This window comes from Methylobacterium oryzae (assembly GCF_036441375.1).
GTDB classification, from domain to species: Bacteria; Pseudomonadota; Alphaproteobacteria; order Rhizobiales; family Beijerinckiaceae; genus Methylobacterium; species Methylobacterium oryzae_A.
Genome location: NZ_MLCA01000017.1, coordinates 215,291 through 234,724, shown reverse-complemented (window position 1 = coordinate 234,724; position 19,434 = coordinate 215,291). Strand labels below are relative to the sequence as shown.

The window sequence follows — 19,434 nt, the reverse complement described above, 5'->3', positions numbered from 1 at the left end:
ATCATCCGATAACCGATCAAATAACAAGGGCGCCGCATGAAAAATTGCGGCGCCCTTCGCTTTTGTAGATCAAGGCGCAGAGAATAAGTCGAATTAGTGGCACTTGATCGACCGCGACTACCGCGTTCCGGGAGGGGGCGAAAACCACCCCGGAACGCCCAAAAAGGCCCCGTTTTGCAGGGTTCGGCACGCTAAGTGGCAAAGAACTGCCATAGCGCCGGGGCCTATCCGGAGGCTTTTCAAGGGTATCCGGCTCTGCTTCACGGGCCTCGCATTGAGCCGGATCGCCCGCCGCCGACTTAAGCCGGGGCGCCCTGCCATCAGGTTGAGAGGGAGTCCACCTGCGGAGGAACTCCGCGCGGCGGGGGCACGAGCGATGCGGCAGCCGGGACGCCTGCGGGCGCCGACCACAGTCCCTAGGATGCCGCCGGAACCCGGGCTCAGTCTCGACCCGACTTGCGGTCGCGGTACCGAGCCCGTCGCGTGCGAACAGTGCGTTGCGAACACGGCGTCCTAAGCGGCCGGAAGAATCTCAGCCGACCCAGACACGGCACCCTCTCGCTCACGGCAACGCCGTACGAACTCAGCTAAACGCTCGTTCTGGGCACGGAGCATTTCGTCGTCGGGCACGTCCTCCGCGGGATCGAACGTCTCGTCCGGGTCGTCCGCCTCGTGGGCGAATGCCTCGTTGCCGGGCAACCGCGCCGCTTCCATTATCCAGGCCTTGCGGAACGACCAGATCATGCGCTCCGCCACGCTGATCGCCCATCCGGCGCGGTCCCTCGTGAGTACCTTGTCGACCCATGGCCCGGGAGCGAGGCGGTCGACGTCGAACAGTCCGGCCATCGGGTGGCTTGCATAGCCATCCGCTCCGACGACCTCCTCATTGTCGCCCTTGAAATGCAGGAGTTGGTCCCGCAGGTCGAACAGCATCTTGAATTCTTGCGGTGGGACATCCGGCTCCCACTCGGCCCCGAACAACGCCACCGGGATGATCCCCCAAGCCTTCAATGTCGGGACCCGGGCCTTATCCTTATACTCCTTGGATATGAGCCTCCTAACGGGTGATTTTTTCCAGCGCTCCTCGTCGCCCTGCATGATGAAATGGATCACCGTATTCATGAACGCCTCAAGGGCGCTACAGGCTTGCATGACCACCGTGGAAGGCCCGTCAGTCCCAGCGATGTCTTTGGTAAGTTCGTGCATGGCCTTGGCCGCCTGCATTGCACGGCCCGACCAGTTTGGAAGCGCCGCAAACTCGTGGACCCCGTCCACGACCCGATGGGAGACCCAACACCTGCATTCGCCGGAGGGCCCCGGCCGCTGCATCAAGAGGTCGATACCTGTGTCGTGTTGAAGGCCGGCATATCCCAGCGAACCGGCCCTCACCCTGCGCCCCGTCACGATGGGCCTGATCCTGAACTCGACCGGGGTCCGGACGGGCTCCCAAGCAAAGGATTTCTTGACGCCGACATCCGGCGATGCCGGCAGGGGTGAGGCGTCGAGCGAAGTTCCGGCCATCATCGAAATCGGCGCCGCTTTCCGGGCCTCTCTCTCGGCGTCTTCCCGGGCCCTCAGCGCGGCCTTCACGCTTTTATGGGCCCGGCCAATCCTCGCCGCGAGATAGCGGTCGCAGCACAACCCCACGACCGTCTTCGCCCTGGATGCGATGATCCTGGCCTCGGCCAGCTTCCCGATCCGCCGGGTCGCCAGCGCGGCCGAGAGATGCACCTTGGCCCTGTCTTTGTCCCTCGGCAGGAACTCGGAGACGAACAGGGCCTTGCGGACATACTCCTCCACCGCCGCCGTGCGACCGATACGGACGTGATATCGGGCCAACGCCACGAAGTTCTCGGCGCAGCTTCCCCAATCCCCGGCTTCCCGCCGCAGGTCCGCCGCGAGAGAGTGCAGACCGGCACCGCGTGCCCTGGACTCGTCATCATCGACACGGGCCGTCTTCCGGGCCTCGACCGTCAAGGCGACCGCCCGCCTCAGCATGGCAGCTTGCTCGGCGGTGGGTCGGTACCTGCCGCGCGGCTTCTCGATCCTCTCGAACCCGGAGGCCGGAAACCATTCACCCGTGACCGGCTCCCTCGGATCCCGCACGAAAGGTGGGACCATCGGCTGCACTGGCCTTGCCATCGTCCGATCCCCGGTCCCTGCACGCTCGCGGCGGATTGGACCGGTCGCACGTTACGGAAGGCTCAAGACGACAGCCCTCACATACCGAAACCGACTGTGTCCCCACAATCCTCGTCGCGCTCGTGGACGGCGTTCCTGGGCCATCGCGGCATCGGGGCCTCGGCGGGACCTTGCTGGAAAGCGACGATTCCCGGGGCAAAGGGCAGCCCCTCGGTCTCGGCCGAGTCGTACAGCAACCTGTTCTCGCCTTGCACCGTCCCGGACAGGATGCGGCAGCGCAGCTTGTCCGCGATGGCTACAAGCGGCGCCGCGTAGAGCTCCAGCGACGGCCCCTTGAGCCCGGTCCCCATCGTCCCGACGTTCCTGTCGCGGCACAGTTCCACCCTCAGCCAGCCGGCCTCGTTGAGCCGCCGGTCGAATTCCGGGTCGAGCAGGTCGTTCATGTCCGGTTCGACGGCCGCGATGTCTTCCTCCGTATGGTCGTCCGGATAGGCGTATTCGTCGGCATATTCGAAAGACCGCTCCTGTCCGAACCTCAGTTGCGCCGCGACGAGGGCTGCCGTCTCCGGCAGGGCCCACAAGGCCTCGCTCTGCCAGGTCGTACCCTTCACGATGACGCGCCCGTCCCGGTTGACCCAACCGGCCCCGCTCGCCGCCAAGGCGCTGAGGAGCCGGACATCCGTTGCCATCCCCAGCGCGGGGCTCATGGGGACCGAGGGTCGCGGAGCAAATCGCGCGATGCGCTCAGGGTTCTCCGGGTCCCGAGGAAAGTCGTCACGGTTTCGGGGACGACGGTGGACAAGGGCGTCGGGGGGTAGCGAGAGTTCGGTGTACGGGATCGAGGCGGCCATAATCCGAATCCTCCGGTGGCATCCGGGGGGATGATCGACGGCGGCCGCGAAAGGCACCAGCCGACGCGGCAGGGGGCCGGGCTCCCCCCGAGTACAGCGTGCTGACGGCTTGTTCACGCTTGACGTCCACGGTCACGGCTCACCCGGGCCGTACCGCATGGTCGATCAGAAACTTCTCGATGAACTCGCCGACGGTCTGGTCGAGGCCGGTGTGCAGGTGACTTATCCCAGCCTGGAGGAGGCGTTCCGTGAGCGCAGCCGCCTGACGGCAGGCCGGACCGCCGGGCATTCCCGGCGGGACCTGCAGGGTCCGTTCGACGATTGGAAACGTCGGCGGCGATATCGGCCGCACCTCGCCGCACTCGCTCTCGACGAGGGCACGGAAAGAGCTCTCGCGCGGTTCCTCGCGCTCGCCCGGTCTGGCAAGCCGACTGACACCTGGCCGGCCAACGAGGAGGAGGCAGCCACGCCCTCGCAGGTCGATGTCCTCGTAAGCCGCATTGAGGGAACGGCCGCGGCGCTCGCCGCCGAGAACGCCGCCTTGCGGGCCGACATCGCGGCGGTGGCCTCGACCGTGGCGACTTTGGCCAAGGGCCGGCCAGGGGGCCGCAAGTCGGGGATCGTGGCCTCCACCTCGCTGCACTTCTGGGACCAGCTCATGCGCGAGTTCGCGGCCAGGATACGCAAGCGGGGTCCGCTCACCGCGGAGGAGCTCGACGCGGCCGTCACGGACGACACGCGGGAGTTCGCCATGCGGAACTTCGAGAGGATCACCCCCGGGGTGATCGCCGGGAAGCTGACGGTCCGCAACGAGCACAACAAGTACATCATGCCCCTGGGCGACGGTCGTTTCGACCTGATCGAGCGGGGTCGTGCCTCCAAGCGCAGGCTTGAAGGAAGCGTATGACCGCCCGTGGGCGGTAATGCGTTCATGGCCTCGTTACCGAAGGCGCGGCGCCGTACCCGGCACTCACAGTCCGAACCCGGTCAACAGCGCCCAGGCTCTCGCGGCAGCGGGCGACCGCGCCCCGTCCGGCTTCGTCCCCGGGATCCCCAGCCCCTTAAGGGTTCGCTGAGCCTGCCGTTGGATCCTCGTTGACTATGTTCACCTTCCAGGCTTCCGTGCGGTCATGCGGTTCTACAGCGTCTGGGACACCGAATTCATTCACTACGAGGCGGAGATCCTCGCGTCGCCGTGGATGGATGCCGAACAGGTCGCGCCGGACCGCCTGATTTCCCTGGATTTCGCGCAATACCTGCCCGAGCTCCAGGACGTCTTCACGCCCAAGCAACTTCGCGGCGCAGCCGAGCGGGGCGAGCTCCGCACCGAGATACATAGCAACGGTCGAAAAATTTACACGACGCGTGCATGGGTCTTGGAGTGGAGGGAAGGATGTCGCGAAAGAGCAAGGGGGTCTATCTCTATGACAGACCCGCAATCATCGACAGAAAGACAGGCAAGGTCCGTAAGCGCGCCGTCATCGAGCTTATCGACGACGGCGAAGTTATCGCTCGATTCCCTGCAGAGGATCGTGCAAGGGCTGAGCAAGCCCAAGGCGAGCGGCTCATCGTCAAGCACAACCCGGCCCGCCGGCTCAACCAAGCGCTAGAGAACATCCTCGTCACCGACGTCCTCGCGATCTACGCGACGGACATCGTCCCGGGCCTCAAGCGGCCGGAGAAGTCGGCGCAGCGCATCCAGCAGCTGTCCCAGTGGTGGGCCGGCAAGACCCTCGCCGAGGTCACGGGGCGCGCCTGCCGGGACTACCTGAAGCACCGCGAGAAGCAGCCCTGGAAGTCGGCCAAGCCCAGGAAGACCGGCAACCCGCCGAGGATGATGACCCCCGCGGGCGTCAGGCGCGAGCTTGAGGACTTGGCCGCGGCCATCGGGCACCACCATGGCGAAGGTCACCACCGCGAGATCATCAAGGTCTGGCTGCCTCCGCGAGGCAAGAAGCGCGAACGGTGGCTGCGCCGCAGCGAGGCCGCCAAGCTACTGCTCGCCATGTGGCGGCGGCGCGAGATCCAGGTCCATGCCCGCGGGCCGATGAAGGGCGAGGCCGTGGCGACCCGCAAGCGCATCTGGCGGCACCTGTCCCGCTTCTTGCTCATCGCGCTGTACACCGGCTCGCGTTCCGGGGTCGTCGTCTCGGCTTCGTTCCAGCGCGGTCCCGGTCGGGCGCACATCGATCTGTCGACCGGCCTGATGCACCGCCTGCCGGAGGACGAGACCGAGAGCGCGAACAAGCTGCGGCCGACGATCCCGATCCCGGAACGGCTTCTCGCCCACATGCGGCGGTGGCATCGGCTCGGGACCGACGACTTCCTGGTCCAGCACGACGGCAAGCCGGTGAAGGAGGTCAGCAAGGCGTTCGGCCGCGCGGTCCGGGAAGCGGCACTCGAAGCCGGCGTCACGCCGCACATCCTTCGGCACACGACGGCGACCTGGCTGATGCTCCTGGGCTGCCAGATCCGCGAGGCCGCCTGGTACCTCGGCATGAGCGAGAAGATGCTGGAAGAGCGCTACGGCCACTACCACCCGGCGTTCCAGGCCGAGGTGCGCGCACGCCTCGACGGCAAGCAGGCCCCGAACGTCATAGAGTTCCCGGTCGCGGCGGTCTTCGGCGCCGGCAACGTGCACAAGGCCAGGGCGGCCTGATTGTCCGCTAAACCTGAGCGACGAGGCGTGCCATGGCCGAGTCTCCGCGGCGGTAACCGTTCCGAGGCGCCCGGGACCGTTCCGGCAGGATCGAAAGCGCCCGCGCCTCGTCGAGGCGCAGGAGCTTCCATCCCGAGCGCTCGCCGCTGACGCCGCCACCGCTGACCTGCCAAACCCGCATGACGGCATGTCCCTCGCGCGTGTAGCCACAGGCATGGACCTCGACGACGCGTGCGTACCCGTCGTAGCGGACCTCAAGGCAGCGGGCCTGACCGAGCGCATCGGCCGCCGTGCTGATGTGCATGGTCGTCGCCTCCGGTTCCGGCACGCGCCGGCTAGTTCGAGTTCGCGCGATATTCCCGGCGCAGGAGCGTCACGAGATCCTCCACGAGGTCGGATGCGTCGTGGGTAAGGGCCGGCCGCGTGCGCAGCGCCGGTGTCAGCCGCACAGGCTCGTGGTCGTCCCGTCCCATGGAGAAGCTCATGCCTCCGCCGCGATTGCGAGCGGCCTCCGCACGGGTCTGCCAAGCGAGCATCTGCGCATCGCCGATGGATGCGACCGGCACGACGTGGGTGATCCTCTGGGTCGGGTCCACCTTGTCGAGCACGGACACGGCGAACCGCAGCGCCTGGCGCAGCAGGTCAGCGATGTCTTCCTCGATCACGCCACCCATCATGTCGCCGGGCCGCGGGATCGGAAGCGCGAAGAGCAGGTCGGCTTGGGGTGTCAGGGTGAAGGACGTCTCGCGCTCCTGGCGGATGACGAGCGACCCGTCCTCGACCGCTTCCGTCACGCCCTTGGTCCGGTCGAAAATGCGCAGCGGGCCGAACATGGCGGCCTGCGACAGCTCCTCGTGAAGGGCCCGGTCCTCGATTCGGCTGGGTCGGAGGATCGCCTGTGTCGGTCCGCAGGCGAAGGCGACGTTCAGGTTTCGGCCCATCGACGAGTAGCCGCGCCGTTCCTGGGGCAGCATCGCGAGAGCCCGCTCGACGAGACCGCCCTCGTCCACCGGTCCCGCGGCGCGGGAGAGCATGACCTCGTGGATCGCGCGCCCGATCTTGGCCTGCAGCTCCTCGGGCGTCGTGAAGCCCCCGCGGAAGAGGCCGCCGACCCATTCCTGGGCCTCGGTCACGAATGCGGCCTCGTCGGGGTCCCGGTCGACGCCTTCCTGCACGAACGCGATCACGGGACGGGACTGGCGTGCCTCCCTGTATTCCTCGTGGGTCGCCGACAGACCGGACGACTGCTTGGCCCCGTAGTCCTTGCCCAGGATCAGCACGACGATGCCGGCCTGCCTGATGCCTTCGAGGCAGGCCACCTGCGGCGAGGTCGGCTGGGCGCCGAAGTCCTCGGCCATGATGACTTCGTGACCGAGGCCGGTGACGGCGGCCCGCGCCGCCGCCCGGATGGGACCCATGCCCCCGATCAAGGAACTGATGAAGACTTTCACGGACGCCCCCTGCAGCGCTTCGGAGGTTCGCCTCCGGCTGTATGGGCCGTCGCTTCGGTAACGGATTGCTCGGCACGTTACCGGCCAGGGGACGCGCAGGCCCATCGCATCCCGCCCAGCCAACGTGTCGTCGGGCGTCATGTTCCTCGTCCGTTCTAGGGCACGAGAATGGACGGGAATGAGAGGGAATCTGGGGGAATCTGGGGTGACGAGACGGGGGCGTTGGGGTATCGCTTCCCTAGGCGTTTTCGCTCTGTGGGGCCTGTAGCTCAACGGTTAGAGCCGACCGCTCATAACGGTCTGGTTGCAGGTTCGAGTCCTGCCGGGCCCACCAGCTTCCCGGGCGATCGCGGAACCGCACGGGGCGGCGCGGCCGCCGAGCCACCCGCTGTGGCATCGCGGCGACACCGCCCGACGACGTCCTGTGGACGGTGCGAATCGTTCCGGATCGGTCACGGTTGGGCGGCCAGTCTGCGGGCACCGGCCCGACTCACCCGTCGCGGCGCGCCTCCGCCCTCTCGGCCCCTGCCATCGCGCAGGTCCAACCGTGCCCGCCGCCACGCTCTCTTGCGCCGACCGCCCATGCTCCCACAGTACCGCTGGCTCTGGGCCCTGACCCTCCTCCTCGCCTGCGGCGGGGCGGGCCTCCTCTACAACCTGCTCTTCGTCGGCGGGGCCTCGATGCTCGCCGGCCTCGTCTACGCCCTGGCGGTGGGCGGGACGGTGCTGGCCTTCGTGCCCGGCCTGACCCTGTCGGGCCTCCAGGCGCGGCTGCGACGCCTGCCGGCGCTGGTCTACATGCTCGCGGCCGAGCTGCTCTACGCGGTGCTGATCACGCTCGGCTGTGCCCTCGGCGGACTGGTCGTCTGGGCCTTCGCCCTCACCGGGGACAGCCTGTCCACGGCGGTGCGGATCACGCCGCGGTTCCTCGCCTACTCGCTGGCCGTGTCGGCCCTGCTGGTCTTCGTCATGCGCATGCGCGACCTGATCGGCGGCGAGGTGTTCGTGAACTTCATGATCGGCCGCTACCACAAGCCGGTGCAGGAGGAACGGATCTTCCTGTTCCTCGACGTCGTCGGCTCCACCGCCTTCGCGGAGACCCACGGCGACCTGCGCGCCCAGGACTATCTCGGCGCCGTCTTCGCGACGCTCGCCGAGCCGGTGCGGCGCAACGCCGGCTCCACGGACGATTTCATCGGCGACCTCGCGATGATCACGTGGCCGATGAAGCGCGGCCTCAAGGAGGCGCGCTGCGTCACCTGCCTGTTCGAGGTGCTCGACCGGATCGAGGCGGACGCGGCGGCCTGGAAAGCCCGGTTCGGCACCGTCCCGCGGCTGCGGGCGGCGCTGCACGGCGGCCCGGTGGTCACGGCGGAGGTCGGGGTCGACCGGCACAAGATCGCGTATTTCGGCGACGCCGTGAACGTCACCGCGCGGATCGAGGCCCTGTGCCGCCCCCTCGGCGTCGGCATCCTGATCTCGCAGGATCTCCTCGACCGGCTGGACCGACTGCCCGACGGCGTCCGCGCGCGCTCGCTGGGGACACACGCCCTGCGCGGCCGGGGCGCCCCCCTGGCAGTCGCCACCCTCGAGCGCGGCGCGGTGGTCCCGGACCGGCTGATCCCGGAGCGGAGGCCGGCGCCGCTGGCGCTGGAGCGCGCGGAGGTCGTCGCGGAACCGCGCTAGGCTCCACGTCCCGGGCGCGTCGCGGCCGCGTCTCGGCCGCGGCGGACGCAGCGGTCCCAGATGCGCCGGCCCCACGCGATCGGCGCGCGCCGCGGGGCCGTCGCGGGGCCGGACCAGTCGGAGGCCGCCCCGAGCGCCGCCGGCAGGGTATCGATCAGCGCCGCCGGACCCTCGACGTCCCAGCCGATCACGCAGCAGCCGCAGCCGGTGCTGCGCACGCAGGTCAGCTGGCCGGCATGGGCCAGCATCCAGCGCTCCGCGGCGGCGACCGCGTCCGCCTCGCCCACCTCCACGCACAGGCAGGCGCGGCGGCGGCCCGGCGCCGGGGGCCCTTCGGGCACCGGGTCGACCCGCCCGTAGAGGACCCGCAGGGCGTCGGAACCCGGCACGGCGTCGCCGGCGCTCACGGCGCGTCGTCCTCCCTGCCCGGCGGCGCGTCCATCTCCGCCCGTTGCCGCTTGGCGAAGGCGCAGGCCGCGAAGTCCGGCTTGATCGCGCAGGCCATGTCCAACGCCGCCCGGGCCCGGGACGCCTCGGCGGCGACGCCCTCGCCCAGACGGTAGGCCTGGCCGAGCATGGCGCAGCCCCAGGCGCCGCGCCGGTCGCAATCGAGGCGGAAGCTCCGGGCGAGGCAGGCGTCCGTGTCCGCGCCCGGCGCGTCGCGGAAAGGGTCCCCCGCGTAGCCGCCGTTGCGGATCCCGGCCGCCCGGTTGGTGCAGCCCGCCGGAAACCCGCCCGCGCAGGCGAGCGCGTAGAGGCGCTCCTTGTCGAGGACGTCCGCGACGGCGAGGGAGTGGTGCTCGAAGGCGAGGGCGAGGTCGAAGCAGGCCGGCGCGTTCGACCACCGCGTGCAGAGCGCGTAGCAGGAAGCGGGCTCGCGCGCGCAGCGGCGCTCGGTCGGCCGCCGGGGCGCGAAGGCCCGCCGCCAGAACGGGCGCTCCCGCCCGAACGTGTCGGCCGGGCAGGCCCCGAAGTTGCGCAGCAGCACCGGATCCTGCCGCAGCGGCCCGGCGATGGCGGCCGCCTCCGCGGCGTTGAACGGGGCGGCGGCGGGCGCCTCCTCGGCCCANCCTGCTGCAGGCGCAGGCCTCGGGCGCGAAGGTGGTCGGCCTGGCCAATGCCGGCGGCGACACGGTCAACGCGGTCAAGCAGGCGCACGAATTCGGGCTGACCGACGGCGGCCAGAAGCTCGCCGCGCTGCTCATCTATGCCGTCGACGTCCACGCGATCGGCCTGCAGACCGCGCAGGGGCGCCGGGATGACGATCAGGGTCAGGAGGGTCGAGGAGACCATCCCGCCGATCATCGGCACCGCGATGCGCTGCATGACCTCCGAGCCGGCGCCCTGGCTCCAGAGGATCGGCAGCAGCCCCGCCATGATCGCCACGACCGTCATCATCTTGGGCCGCACCCGCTCGACCGCGCCGACCATGATGGCCGCCCGCAGATCCGCGCGGGTCAGGGGCCGCCCCGCCCGGTCGCACGCGGCCCGCGCCGCGTCGAGGGCGTGGTCGAGATAGACCAGCATGATCACCCCGGTCTCGGCGGCGACGCCGGCCAGGGCGATGAAGCCCACCGCCACCGCCACCGATAGGTTGAAGCCCATCCACCAGAGCAGCCAGACCCCGCCGACCAGCGCGAAGGGCAGGGACAGCATCACGATGAGCGTCTCGGTGAGCCGCCGGAAGTTCAGGTAGAGGAGCAGGAACACGAGGAGCAGCGTCAGCGGGACGACGACCGCGAGGCGCGCCTCGGCCCGGGCCAAGGATTCGTACTGCCCGCTCCACTGGAGGGTGGTGCCGGCCGGCAGCGTCACCGCGTCGGCCACCGCCTGCCGCGCCGCCGCGACGTAGCCGCCGAGGTCCCGGCCGGCGATGTCGACGTAGATGTAGACCGCGAGCTGGCCGTTCTCGGTGCGGATCGCCGTCGGCCCGCGGGTCAGCGCCACGGTCGCGACCTCGCGCAGGGGCACGGTCCCGCCCGCCGGCAGCGGCACCTGCACCGTGTCGGCGATGGCGGCCGGGTCCGAGCGGAAGGCCCGCGGGTAGCGGACGTTGACCGTGTAGCGCTCGCGGCCCTCCACGGTCTCGGTGACGCTCTGGCCGCCCAGCGCGGTGGCGATCACGTCCTGGACGTCCCCGACCCGGAGGCCGTAGCGCCCGAGCGCCTCCCGGTCCGGGGTGATGTCGAGGAAGTAGCCGCCGATCACCCGCTCGGCGTAGGCGCTCGACGTGCCCGGAACGGTCCGGAGCGCGGACTCGACCTGCCGGGCCACCGCCTCCATCGCGGTGAGGTCGGTACCCAGAACCTTCACCCCCACCGGCGTGCGGATGCCGGTCGCCAGCATGTCGATGCGGGCGCGGATCGGCTGCGTCCAGGCATTCGACACGCCGGGAAATTGCAGGGCCGCGTCCATCTCGGCCTTGAGGCCCGCGAGCGTGACGCCCGGCCGCCACTCCGGCTTCGGCTTCAGGGCGATGACGGTCTCGAACATCTCCATCGGCGCCGGGTCGGTCGCCGTGGCCGCCCGGCCGGCCTTGCCGTAGACGGAGGCCACCTCCGGGAAGCTCCTGATGATCCGGTCCTGGGTGGCGAGCAGCTCGCCGGCCTTGGTCACCGAGATCCCCGGCAGGGTCGTCGGCATGTAGAGCAGGGTGCCCTCGTCGAGGTCCGGCATGAATTCCGAGCCGAGCTGCCGGGCCGGCCACGCCGTCGCCGCCAGGAGGCCGGCGGCGAGCAGGATCGTCGGCACCCGGGCCCGCAGCACGGCGGCGATCACCGGCCGGTAGGCGGCGACGAGGAGCCGGTTCAGCGGGTTGCGGTGCTCGGGGACGATCCGTCCGCGCACGCACAGCACCATCAGGGCCGGCACCAGCGTCACCGACAGCAGGGCGGCGGCCGCCATCGCGAAGGTCTTGGTGTAGGCGAGCGGCCCGAACAGGCGGCCCTCCTGGCTCTCCAGGGTGAAGATCGGCAGGAAGCTGACCGTGATCACCAGGAGCGAGAAGAACAGGGACGGCCCGACCTCGGCGGTCGCCGCGACCAGGATCGCGACCCGGTCGCTGCCGGGGGGCGCCCGCTCCAGGTGCTTGTGGGCGTTCTCGATCATCACGATCGCGGCGTCGATCATGGCGCCGACCGCGATGGCGATGCCGCCGAGACTCATGATGTTGGCGCCGAGCCCCAGGGCCTTCATGCCCGCCAGCGCCATCAGGATCCCCACCGGCAGCATCAGGATGGCGACGAGGGCGCTGCGCACGTGCAGCAGGAACACCACGCAGACCAGGGAGACGACGAGGCTCTCCTCGACCAGGGTGTGCCGGAGCGTGTCGATCGCGGCCTCGATCAGCCGGGAGCGGTCGTAGACCGGCAGGATCTCGGTGCCGGCCGGCAGGCTCCGGGCGATCGCGGCGAGCTTCGCTTTCACGCTCTCGATGACCGACAGGGCGTCGGCGCCGTAGCGCTGGATCACGATGCCGCCGGCGACCTCGCCGTCGCCGTTCATCTCGGTGATGCCCCGCCGCTCGTCGGGCCCGAGCTCGACGCGGGCGACGTCCCGCACCCGCAGCGGCGTGCCGCCCGCACTCTTCAGGACGATGTTCTCGATGTCGGCGACGCCGCGCAGGTAGCCGCGGCCCCGCACCATGAACTCGAACTCGGAGAGCTCGACCGTGCGGCCGCCGACATCGGCGTTGCTCGCCCGGACCGCGTCCCGGAGCGCCGCGAGGGTGATGCCCTGGGCACGCAGCCGGTTCGGGTCGACGACGACGTTGTACTGCTTCACGAAGCCGCCGACGCCCGCGACCTCCGCCACGCCCTCGGCGCGCGAGGCCGCGAAGCGGATCACCCAGTCCTGCAGCGCGCGGAGTTCCGCCAGCGTCCGCTCCCGCGCGACCACGACGTACTGGTAGACCCAGCCGACGCCGGTCGCGTCCGGCCCCAGCGTCGGCGTCACGCCTTGCGGCAGGCGCCGCGCCGCGCCGTTGAGATATTCCAGCACCCGCGAGCGGCCCCAGTACGGGTCGGTGCCGTCCTCGAAGATCACGTAGACGAAGGAGACGCCGAAGAACGAGAAGCCCCGCACCACCTTGGCCCGCGGCACCGTCAGCATGGCGGTGGTGAGCGGGTAGGTGACCTGGTCCTCGACCACCTGCGGCGCCTGGCCGGGATACTCGGTGTAGACGATGGCCTGCACGTCCGAGAGGTCGGGGATGGCGTCGAGCGGCAGCGTCCGGAGCGCCAGGAGGCCGGCGCCGACCGCCAGCGCGGTCCCGACCAGCACCAGGACCAGGTTGCGGGCCGACCAGGCGATGAGGCGGGCGATCACGGCGCGCCTCCCGCACGGGCCGCCTGCCGATCGTCCCGCGGCGGGGCGAGGCCCTGCAGCGCGGCCTTCAGGTTGCTCTCGGCGTCGATCAGGAAGTTCGCCGCCGTCACCACCCGGTCGCCGGCCGCGATACCGGCGCGGATCTCGGCGAAGCCCTCGCCCCGCGCGCCGAGCGTCACGGCCCGCGGCTCGAAGCGGCCCTCGCCGCGCTCGAGCAGCACGACCTGGCGCGTGCCCGTGTCGAGGACGGCGTCGTCCGGGACCGCCACCACCGGCTCGGCGCTCCCGGTGGCGATCGCGACGTCGGCGTACATGTCGGGCAGGAGCGTGCCGTCCGGGTTCGGCAGCTCGATCCGCACCCGGGTGGCGCGGGTCTCGGGATTCACCTGCGGGTAGATCACCGCCACCCTGCCGGTGACGGTCCGGCCGGGCGCCGAGCGCGGGCGCACGGTCGCCATCTGGCCGACGCGGATCCCGGCGAGGTCGCGCTCGGGCACGTCGGCCAGCACCCACAGCACCGCGATGTCGGCGATCCGGAACAGGGTGTCGCCGGCCGCGGCCTTCATGCCCTCCACGGCGTTGCGCTGCAGGACGATGCCGTCCCGGGGCGAGGACCACGTGATGGCCATCGGCACCGTGCGGGTCCGCTCCATCGCGTCGATGACGGCTTCGGAGACGTTGAGGTTCTGCAGGCGCCGCCGCGCCCCGTCGAAGCCGGGATTGGCGATGAGCTGGGCCGCGGCCGCGTTGATCTCCGGCGCGTAGATGTGGACCAGGGGCTGGCCGCGGCGGACCCGGTCCCCGGTCGTGACGTTCTCGACGCGGTCGACGTAGGCGTCCGAGCGGGTGGCCACGACGGTGACGCGGCGCTCGTCGAGGGCCAGGGTGCCGGGCACGCGCACCGGCTGCGCCACGACGCGCCGCTCGGCGGTCGCGATCCGCACGCCGGTGCGCTGGATCCGGCCGGACGGGACCGTCACGACCGGGCCGCCCGCATCCGCGTCGGCGTAGACGGGGACGTAGTCCATCCCCATCGAGTCCTTCTTCGGCACGGGCGACGTGTCCGGCAGGCCCATCGGGTTGCGGTAGTAGAGGATCGCGCGCGCGCCAGGATCCGGCCGGTGGCCCGCGGTCTCGGCCACCTCAGGGCCGGGGGCGTCGTCCGGGAGGTCGAAGCGGACGTCCTCGCTCGCGCGCACCGCCCGGAACTCGCGCCCGTCCGCCGTCACCATCGGCGCGAGCGAGTAGACCGGCTTCCCGTCGGGATCCTGGTAGTAGACGACCGGCCCGGTCGCCGCGACCGGCGCCGGGACGGAAGGGGCCGGACCGTTCGGCAACCAGGCGGCGAACCGCGTCCGGGCGGCCGCGACCAGCGCCGGCACGGGATCGCCCCCGTGCCCCGCGCCGTAGCCGATTCCCCCCGCCGCGAGCGCGGCGAGGGCCCCGGCGAACCAGGCGGTGCGGCTCATTTGGCGGCCTGGACGATCAGCTGGTCGTCGACCGTGCCGGACTCGCCCTGGACCTTCGCGGCGAGCGACAGGCGCCAGCGGCCCTGCATCGAGAGCCTGGCCTTGAACCGGTAGATGCCGGGCTCGGTGGAGGGGAGCTGCTCGACCTTGGTGGCCATCTCCTCCATGGCGTCGGGCGCCATGTCGAGGCGCTTGGCGAAGACCACGGCGTCGGGCACCGGCTTGCCGGTGCGCCGGTCGACGAGCCGGACGGCGAGGACCGCCTCGCCGACCTTGGCCTCCGGCTGCACGAGTTCGAAACGGTAATCCTTGATGTCGGCGCGCGCCGGCAGGGCCGGGACCGACAGGGCGGCACCGAGCAGCGCGGCCGCGGCGGCGCGCGCGAAGGGAAGCTTGATCACGGGTTGTGTCTCCTGAACGCGATGGAGGGTGCGCGCGGGCGCGCGTCACCGTGCCGGCGCGCGCGCCGGCGGCATCGGGTTCAGGCTCGGGGAGGCTCGGGCAGCGGGGCTCCCGGCCGGCTGGCGAGGGCCGCGGCCTCGGGCCAGCGGGTGCTCAGACCGATCGCGGTCGGTACGGGGAGGGCGATCGCGACGGGAAGGAGCGAGGCCAGGCCCGCCAGGCAGAGCGCCATCAGCGGGCAGCCCTTGGCACAATCGGGCTTGGCCGTCTTCGGACAGCACGGCATGTCGTCCATGTCCGCCATCGTGCTGGTGTCGGCGGGTTCCACGGCGGCAGGCTCCGACGCGGCGGCGTGGTGATGGTCCACATGGCCGTGGACGGGCCCGGCCATCGGACCATGCAGGTTCGCGGTGGCCGCGGGCGCGGTCACCGGCGTCAGGGCGAGGCTGATCGCCGCGAGGAGCGGCAACAGGCGCCGGAGGGCCGACCAGAGATGCACGGACCCAGGATGCCAAATTCCGCGCGCGAGCGGAAGGGCTGGCGGGTCCGGTTGGATTGGCGGGCGAGCGGCGCACCCTGTCGGGTCGCGCAGATCGCCCGCGCGCTGTCCGCAGACGAGGCCGCCCGGGACGGATCCGTCCCGGGCGGCCTGATCGTCACGTTCAGGAGCGGGGTGCCCGCTCCAGCCAGCCGATGCTGCGACCCTCGCCGCCGCCGCCGCTGCGCGGGCGGGCATCGGCGCGCTGGGGACGGCCGTCGCGGTTCGGGCGACCCTGGTTCGGGCGCTCGCCCTGCGGGCGGGCCGGCCGGTCCGCGCGGGCGTCGCGNGCCCTGGCCGGGACCGCCGAAGCCGCGGCCGCCCTCGGGCCGACCCTGCTGGGGACGACCCTGCTGCTGCCGGGGCCGCTGGCCCTGGCGGCCGCCGCCGGGGCGCTGCTGCTGACGCTCGGGCCGGCGCTCCTCCTCGCGGGCGATCTCGGCCGCCTCCTGGCGGGACGGCGGGGTGAAGCCCTCGGGGAAGCCCGCCACCGGGACCTTCTGCCGGGTCACGCGCTCGATGTCGCGCAGGTAGGCCTTCTCCTCGTCGTTGCAGAACGAGATGGCGAGGCCGTCGGCGCCGGCGCGGGCGGTGCGCCCGATCCGGTGAACGTAGCTCTCAGGCACGTTCGGCAGGTCGAAATTGACCACGTGGCTCACGCCCTCGACGTCGATGCCGCGGGCCGCGATGTCGGTGGCGACCAGGACCCGGCAGGAGCCGTCCTTGAAGGCGGCCAGCGCCCGCTCGCGCTGGGGCTGGCTCTTGTTGCCGTGGATCGCCGCGGCCGCGATGCCGACCTTGTCGAGGCCGCGCACGACCCGGTCCGCCCCGTGCTTCGTCCGGGTGAAGACGAGCACGCGCTCGATCGCCGGATCGCGCAGGATGTGCCCCAGCAGCGCCTGCTTGGCGCCGGTATGGACGAAGATCACCTCCTGCTCGACCCGCTCGGCCGTGGTGGCGACCGGCGTCACCGCGACCTGGACCGGGTCGGTGAGATACTGGCTCGCGAGGCCCGCGATGTTCTTCGGCATGGTGGCCGAGAAGAACAGGCTCTGGCGCTGCGCGGGCAGCATCTTCACGATGCGCTTGAGCGCGTGGATGAAGCCGAGGTCGAGCATCTGGTCAGCCTCGTCGAGGACGAGGATCTCGACGCCGTCGAGGGTCAGGGACCGGCGCTCGATCAGGTCGATCAGCCGGCCCGGGGTCGCGACCAGGATGTCGACGCCCGGTGCGAGCGCCCGCTCCTGGCGGCTGATGGTGACGCCGCCGAACACGACCGTGGTGGTGTAGGACAGGTGACGGCCGTAATCGGAGAACGATTCGGCGATCTGGTTGGCGAGTTCGCGGGTCGGCGAGAGCACCAGCACCCGGCAGCCGCGGCGCGGGGCGCGGCGGTCCGAGAGCGAGAGGCGGTGCAGGATCGGCAGCGCGAAGGCCGCGGTCTTGCCGGTGCCGGTCTGGGCGATGCCGCAGAGGTCGCGGCCCTCCATGGCCGGCGGGATCGCCTGGGCCTGGATCGGGGTCGGCGCGACGTAGCCGGCCTCGCTGAGCGCCCGCAGCACGGGCTGGGCGAGGCCGAAATCGGTGAATTGGGTCAAGGATGTATCCGATGCAGCAGGGCCGGCCGGGCGCCCCGCGTCTGACGCGAGCGGTGCCGTGTTCGGGCCGGTCCGTTGGCAGGGGGCAGCCCGCGTGATGGGGCGGCCCGGGTGCATGCACGTTATGAAGAGGGGGGCCGGATCACGCCGGGAGGCGCCCGATCCGTCACGCAGCCCCCTCAAGCGGGCCTTGGCGGCCGCTGACGCTGCGCCGCCGATATGCGGGTGTGCGGCTGCGAAGTCAATGCAGGGCCGGGTTGCGGCGCCGTCAGGCCACAAGCCGGGCGCGCCCGTCGAGCGCCGCCGTCGAGCCGGCAAACAGCGGGAGGCCCGCGATCGGCGCCCGTCCCTGCGCCGCCGCGCCCGGAAGCGCCAGGGGGTGTCGCGGGTCAGGTAGACGATCAGCGCGAAGGCGACGCCCCGCAGGCTCTCGCCGACGATCAGGCCCGCGGCCGCGAGCGTGCCCATGCGCGGGGCCCGCCCCTGGCGCGCCCGCGAAGCCGAATCTCCCCCCGAGGAGGTGTTCGGCACCGGTGGGACGATGACGAGGCCGAAGGCGACGCCGATGGCCGGCGCGACCTGCCGCTTCCCGGGCGCCGCGCCGACGAGCTGCCCGGTCTTGAGATCCTGCAAGCTGTCGTTGGCGATGGTGGCGACGCCGAACACGATCCCGGCGACCGCGGGCGCGTCGGCCACCAGCGCCGGGGTGTCCTCCGGATCGGTCCCGCGGCCGGACAGGTCCGGGGATGGGCCGCGCTCGCCAGGACGGGCAGGATGCCGACGGCCGACGGGGGGCTCGGGGCGCCGATCGGCCCGGCCATGTAGCCGGTCACGGCGGCCGCGCAGAGGCCGAAGAGAGCTGGGATAAGCCATCCTCGCGGCAATCACTGACGAGCCGGTGGCCCAAGCTTGAGAAGGGTAATTATTTCAGGATTGGTGTTATCGATCTCTAAGTCGACCGTTGAAATGTGCGGATTTATACTTGACGGGCGGCGCAGCGCGATCTCCGTGCGGCCGGTCTCGGCGTCGGCGGCCCCGGATGGTGCCCATGCAGACAGTGTTTTCGTCGGACGGGGTTCATCCCCGGAGCGGGTTCAGGCTGTGGCGGGAGCTCCTGGGTGAGCGGCTCGTGCCGATCGAGGTTGAGCGCCTCGACGACGGACCCTTCCGGGGCAGGCTCGACGTCGCCGAGATCGGCGCGCTGCACGTCTCCCGCCTGACGCAGAGCGCCCTGCGGTGCGAGACCACGCCCAGCGCGGCCCGGCGCCACGACAGGGCCGGGATGGTCGTGGTGGTGTTCAAGCTCGCCGGTCGGTCGACGAGCCTTCAGGACGGCCGTGAGGCGGTGCAGCGACCCGGCGACTTGGTCGTGCTCGACCATCGCCCGTCGGTGGTGACGACCCACATGGACAGTCAGGCCCTGTTCCTGGAACTGCCGAGGGAATCCCTGGAGGGCGTGCTCGGCCCGACGCGGCTCTACACCAGCCTGTCGGTGGGAGCGGACCTCGCCTCGGCCACGTTGGCGACCCGCTTCATGCGCGAGCTGCTCCGGGTGCGTCACCAGCTCACGCCCGATGCCGCCGCGCGCATGTCGGCGATCGGGGTCGATCTGATCGTGGCGAGCCTCGCCGAGCGGATGGCGCAGGATGTGCCCCAACCGATCCACGGCAGCGTCGTGGTCCAGCGCGCCAAGGCGTATGTCGAGGCCAATTTGGGCGATCCGGGCCTCGACCCGCCCCAGCTCGCGGCGGCCATGGGCGTCTCGCTGCGCCGGCTCCAGGAGCTGTTCCACGAGCGCGGCCAGCACATCTCCGACTGGATCTGGGAGCGCCGGCTGGCGGCGGCGGCCAAGCGCCTAACCGATCCCGCCTGCCTGCAGCTCTCGATCGGGATGCTGGCCTACGGCTGCGGCTTCACCAGCCAGGCCCACTTCTCGCGCCGCTTCAAGGACCGCCACGGTCTGACCCCGCGCGAGTACAGGGATACGGCCGCCTTGAGAGCAGCCGGCGCGTGATCGCGGAGCCGGACAACCGCCGGACGCACAGGTCGGCGGCCCGCTCCTGGCAGGCACGTCAGCTCAGATCATCGGGCTGTAACGTCATCCGCGGCGTATCGCCTGCGTTGCACCACATCTGGGCTGCCGGAGATCCGGGCAACCGAAACAATGTGGTGCGGCCAAGAGGACTCGAACCTCCACCCCTCGCGGGACTAGCACCTCAAGCTAGCGCGTCTACCAATTCCGCCATGGCCGCATCGGACGCGAAGACCGGTCCGTTTGCCCGACCGCCGCGCGCCGCGGGAGAACCCGGGGC

At 71.0% G+C, this 19,434-nt stretch carries 13 protein-coding genes, 2 tRNA genes and 4 pseudogenes; 6 read left to right on the top strand and 13 right to left on the bottom strand.

What is annotated here, in order from left to right:
- Positions 1-513: 513 nt before the first annotated feature.
- Together MOTC310_RS31770 and MOTC310_RS31765 are read right to left on the bottom strand one after the other, a co-directional pair.
- On the bottom strand, positions 514-2,142 hold the full coding sequence (locus MOTC310_RS31770; RefSeq protein ID WP_331304646.1) for a hypothetical protein: 1,629 nt from the start codon (positions 2,140-2,142) through the stop codon (positions 514-516).
- A 77-nt stretch (positions 2,143-2,219) separates the two neighbouring features.
- Complete coding sequence (locus MOTC310_RS31765; protein WP_331304645.1) at positions 2,220-2,993, bottom strand: hypothetical protein; 774 nt, start codon at positions 2,991-2,993, stop codon at positions 2,220-2,222.
- A gap of 157 nt (positions 2,994-3,150) precedes the next feature.
- On the opposite strand from MOTC310_RS31765, the gene MOTC310_RS31760 reads away from it, so the two are divergent.
- Both MOTC310_RS31760 and MOTC310_RS31755 read left to right on the top strand, forming a co-directional pair.
- Positions 3,151-3,900 carry a hypothetical protein gene (locus tag MOTC310_RS31760; RefSeq protein WP_331304644.1) on the top strand — a complete coding sequence of 250 codons (750 nt, stop codon included), beginning with the start codon at positions 3,151-3,153 and terminating at the stop codon, positions 3,898-3,900.
- A gap of 486 nt (positions 3,901-4,386) precedes the next feature.
- Complete coding sequence (locus MOTC310_RS31755) at positions 4,387-5,652, top strand: tyrosine-type recombinase/integrase (protein WP_331304643.1); 1,266 nt, start codon at positions 4,387-4,389, stop codon at positions 5,650-5,652.
- 7 nt (positions 5,653-5,659) lie between these two features.
- On the opposite strand, the gene MOTC310_RS31750 is transcribed toward MOTC310_RS31755, so the two are convergent.
- Together MOTC310_RS31750 and MOTC310_RS31745 are read right to left on the bottom strand one after the other, a co-directional pair.
- The gene (locus MOTC310_RS31750) at positions 5,660-5,956 is read right to left on the bottom strand and encodes a hypothetical protein (protein ID WP_331304642.1); all 297 of its coding nucleotides are present in this window, start codon (positions 5,954-5,956) and stop codon (positions 5,660-5,662) included.
- A 31-nt stretch (positions 5,957-5,987) separates the two neighbouring features.
- Complete coding sequence (locus MOTC310_RS31745; protein ID WP_331304641.1) at positions 5,988-7,244, bottom strand: DUF4062 domain-containing protein; 1,257 nt, start codon at positions 7,242-7,244, stop codon at positions 5,988-5,990.
- Positions 7,245-7,361: 117 nt separating this feature from the next.
- Between MOTC310_RS31745 and MOTC310_RS31740 the strand changes: the two genes are divergently transcribed.
- Together MOTC310_RS31740 and MOTC310_RS31735 are read left to right on the top strand one after the other, a co-directional pair.
- Positions 7,362-7,437, top strand: a tRNA-Ile gene (locus tag MOTC310_RS31740).
- A gap of 248 nt (positions 7,438-7,685) precedes the next feature.
- Complete coding sequence (locus MOTC310_RS31735) at positions 7,686-8,789, top strand: adenylate/guanylate cyclase domain-containing protein (RefSeq protein ID WP_331304640.1); 1,104 nt, start codon at positions 7,686-7,688, stop codon at positions 8,787-8,789.
- Here MOTC310_RS31735 and MOTC310_RS31730 read toward each other — a convergent pair.
- Positions 8,786-9,196, bottom strand: a complete 411-nt coding sequence (locus MOTC310_RS31730; RefSeq protein ID WP_331304639.1) for a hypothetical protein — start codon at positions 9,194-9,196, stop codon at positions 8,786-8,788. The genes MOTC310_RS31735 and MOTC310_RS31730 overlap by 4 nt on opposite strands.
- Positions 9,193-9,777, bottom strand: a complete 585-nt coding sequence (locus tag MOTC310_RS31725; protein ID WP_331304638.1) for a hypothetical protein — start codon at positions 9,775-9,777, stop codon at positions 9,193-9,195. Before MOTC310_RS31725 ends, MOTC310_RS31730 begins: the two co-directional genes overlap by 4 nt.
- An 83-nt stretch (positions 9,778-9,860) precedes the next feature.
- Here MOTC310_RS31725 and MOTC310_RS31720 point away from each other — a divergent pair.
- Positions 9,861-10,040: pseudogene (locus MOTC310_RS31720) on the top strand (ABC transporter substrate-binding protein); the annotation flags it as partial.
- Here MOTC310_RS31720 and MOTC310_RS31715 read toward each other — a convergent pair.
- The 6 genes and pseudogenes from MOTC310_RS31715 to MOTC310_RS31690 all read right to left on the bottom strand — a co-directional run.
- A pseudogene (locus tag MOTC310_RS31715) lies at positions 10,041-13,115 on the bottom strand (efflux RND transporter permease subunit); the annotation flags it as partial.
- Positions 13,112-14,584 carry an efflux RND transporter periplasmic adaptor subunit gene (locus tag MOTC310_RS31710; RefSeq protein WP_331304637.1) on the bottom strand — a complete coding sequence of 491 codons (1,473 nt, stop codon included), beginning with the start codon at positions 14,582-14,584 and terminating at the stop codon, positions 13,112-13,114. The gene MOTC310_RS31710 and the pseudogene MOTC310_RS31715, both read right to left, overlap by 4 nt.
- Positions 14,581-14,985 carry a FixH family protein gene (locus tag MOTC310_RS31705; RefSeq protein ID WP_331294000.1) on the bottom strand — a complete coding sequence of 135 codons (405 nt, stop codon included), beginning with the start codon at positions 14,983-14,985 and terminating at the stop codon, positions 14,581-14,583. The genes MOTC310_RS31710 and MOTC310_RS31705 overlap by 4 nt, the downstream gene beginning before the upstream one ends.
- A gap of 80 nt (positions 14,986-15,065) precedes the next feature.
- Positions 15,066-15,485 (bottom strand): hypothetical protein, encoded by a 420-nt coding sequence (locus tag MOTC310_RS31700; RefSeq protein ID WP_331304636.1) that lies wholly within the window; start codon positions 15,483-15,485, stop codon positions 15,066-15,068.
- 163 nt (positions 15,486-15,648) lie between these two features.
- A pseudogene (locus MOTC310_RS31695) lies at positions 15,649-17,122 on the bottom strand (DEAD/DEAH box helicase).
- A 588-nt stretch (positions 17,123-17,710) separates the two neighbouring features.
- A pseudogene (locus MOTC310_RS31690) lies at positions 17,711-17,995 on the bottom strand (hypothetical protein); the annotation flags it as partial.
- A 175-nt stretch (positions 17,996-18,170) separates the two neighbouring features.
- On the opposite strand from MOTC310_RS31690, the gene MOTC310_RS31685 reads away from it, so the two are divergent.
- Positions 18,171-19,136 carry a helix-turn-helix domain-containing protein gene (locus tag MOTC310_RS31685; protein WP_331304635.1) on the top strand — a complete coding sequence of 322 codons (966 nt, stop codon included), beginning with the start codon at positions 18,171-18,173 and terminating at the stop codon, positions 19,134-19,136.
- A gap of 153 nt (positions 19,137-19,289) precedes the next feature.
- Here the strand turns inward: MOTC310_RS31685 and MOTC310_RS31680 are convergent.
- Positions 19,290-19,374: transfer RNA gene (locus tag MOTC310_RS31680), tRNA-Leu, on the bottom strand.
- Between the last annotated feature and the right edge of the window lie 60 nt (positions 19,375-19,434).

Coding starts and splice junctions, on each gene's coding strand:
- MOTC310_RS31685 (WP_331304635.1), top strand. CDS start 18,171: ATGCAGACAGTGTTTTCGTCGGACGGGGTTCATCCCCGGAGCGGGTTC.
- MOTC310_RS31735 (WP_331304640.1), top strand. CDS start 7,686: ATGCTCCCACAGTACCGCTGGCTCTGGGCCCTGACCCTCCTCCTCGCC.
- MOTC310_RS31750 (WP_331304642.1), bottom strand. CDS start 5,956: ATGCACATCAGCACGGCGGCCGATGCGCTCGGTCAGGCCCGCTGCCTT.
- MOTC310_RS31770 (WP_331304646.1), bottom strand. CDS start 2,142: ATGGCAAGGCCAGTGCAGCCGATGGTCCCACCTTTCGTGCGGGATCCG.
- MOTC310_RS31755 (WP_331304643.1), top strand. CDS start 4,387: ATGTCGCGAAAGAGCAAGGGGGTCTATCTCTATGACAGACCCGCAATC.
- MOTC310_RS31710 (WP_331304637.1), bottom strand. CDS start 14,584: ATGAGCCGCACCGCCTGGTTCGCCGGGGCCCTCGCCGCGCTCGCGGCG.
- MOTC310_RS31745 (WP_331304641.1), bottom strand. CDS start 7,244: ATGACGCCCGACGACACGTTGGCTGGGCGGGATGCGATGGGCCTGCGC.
- MOTC310_RS31760 (WP_331304644.1), top strand. CDS start 3,151: ATGGTCGATCAGAAACTTCTCGATGAACTCGCCGACGGTCTGGTCGAG.
- MOTC310_RS31765 (WP_331304645.1), bottom strand. CDS start 2,993: ATGGCCGCCTCGATCCCGTACACCGAACTCTCGCTACCCCCCGACGCC.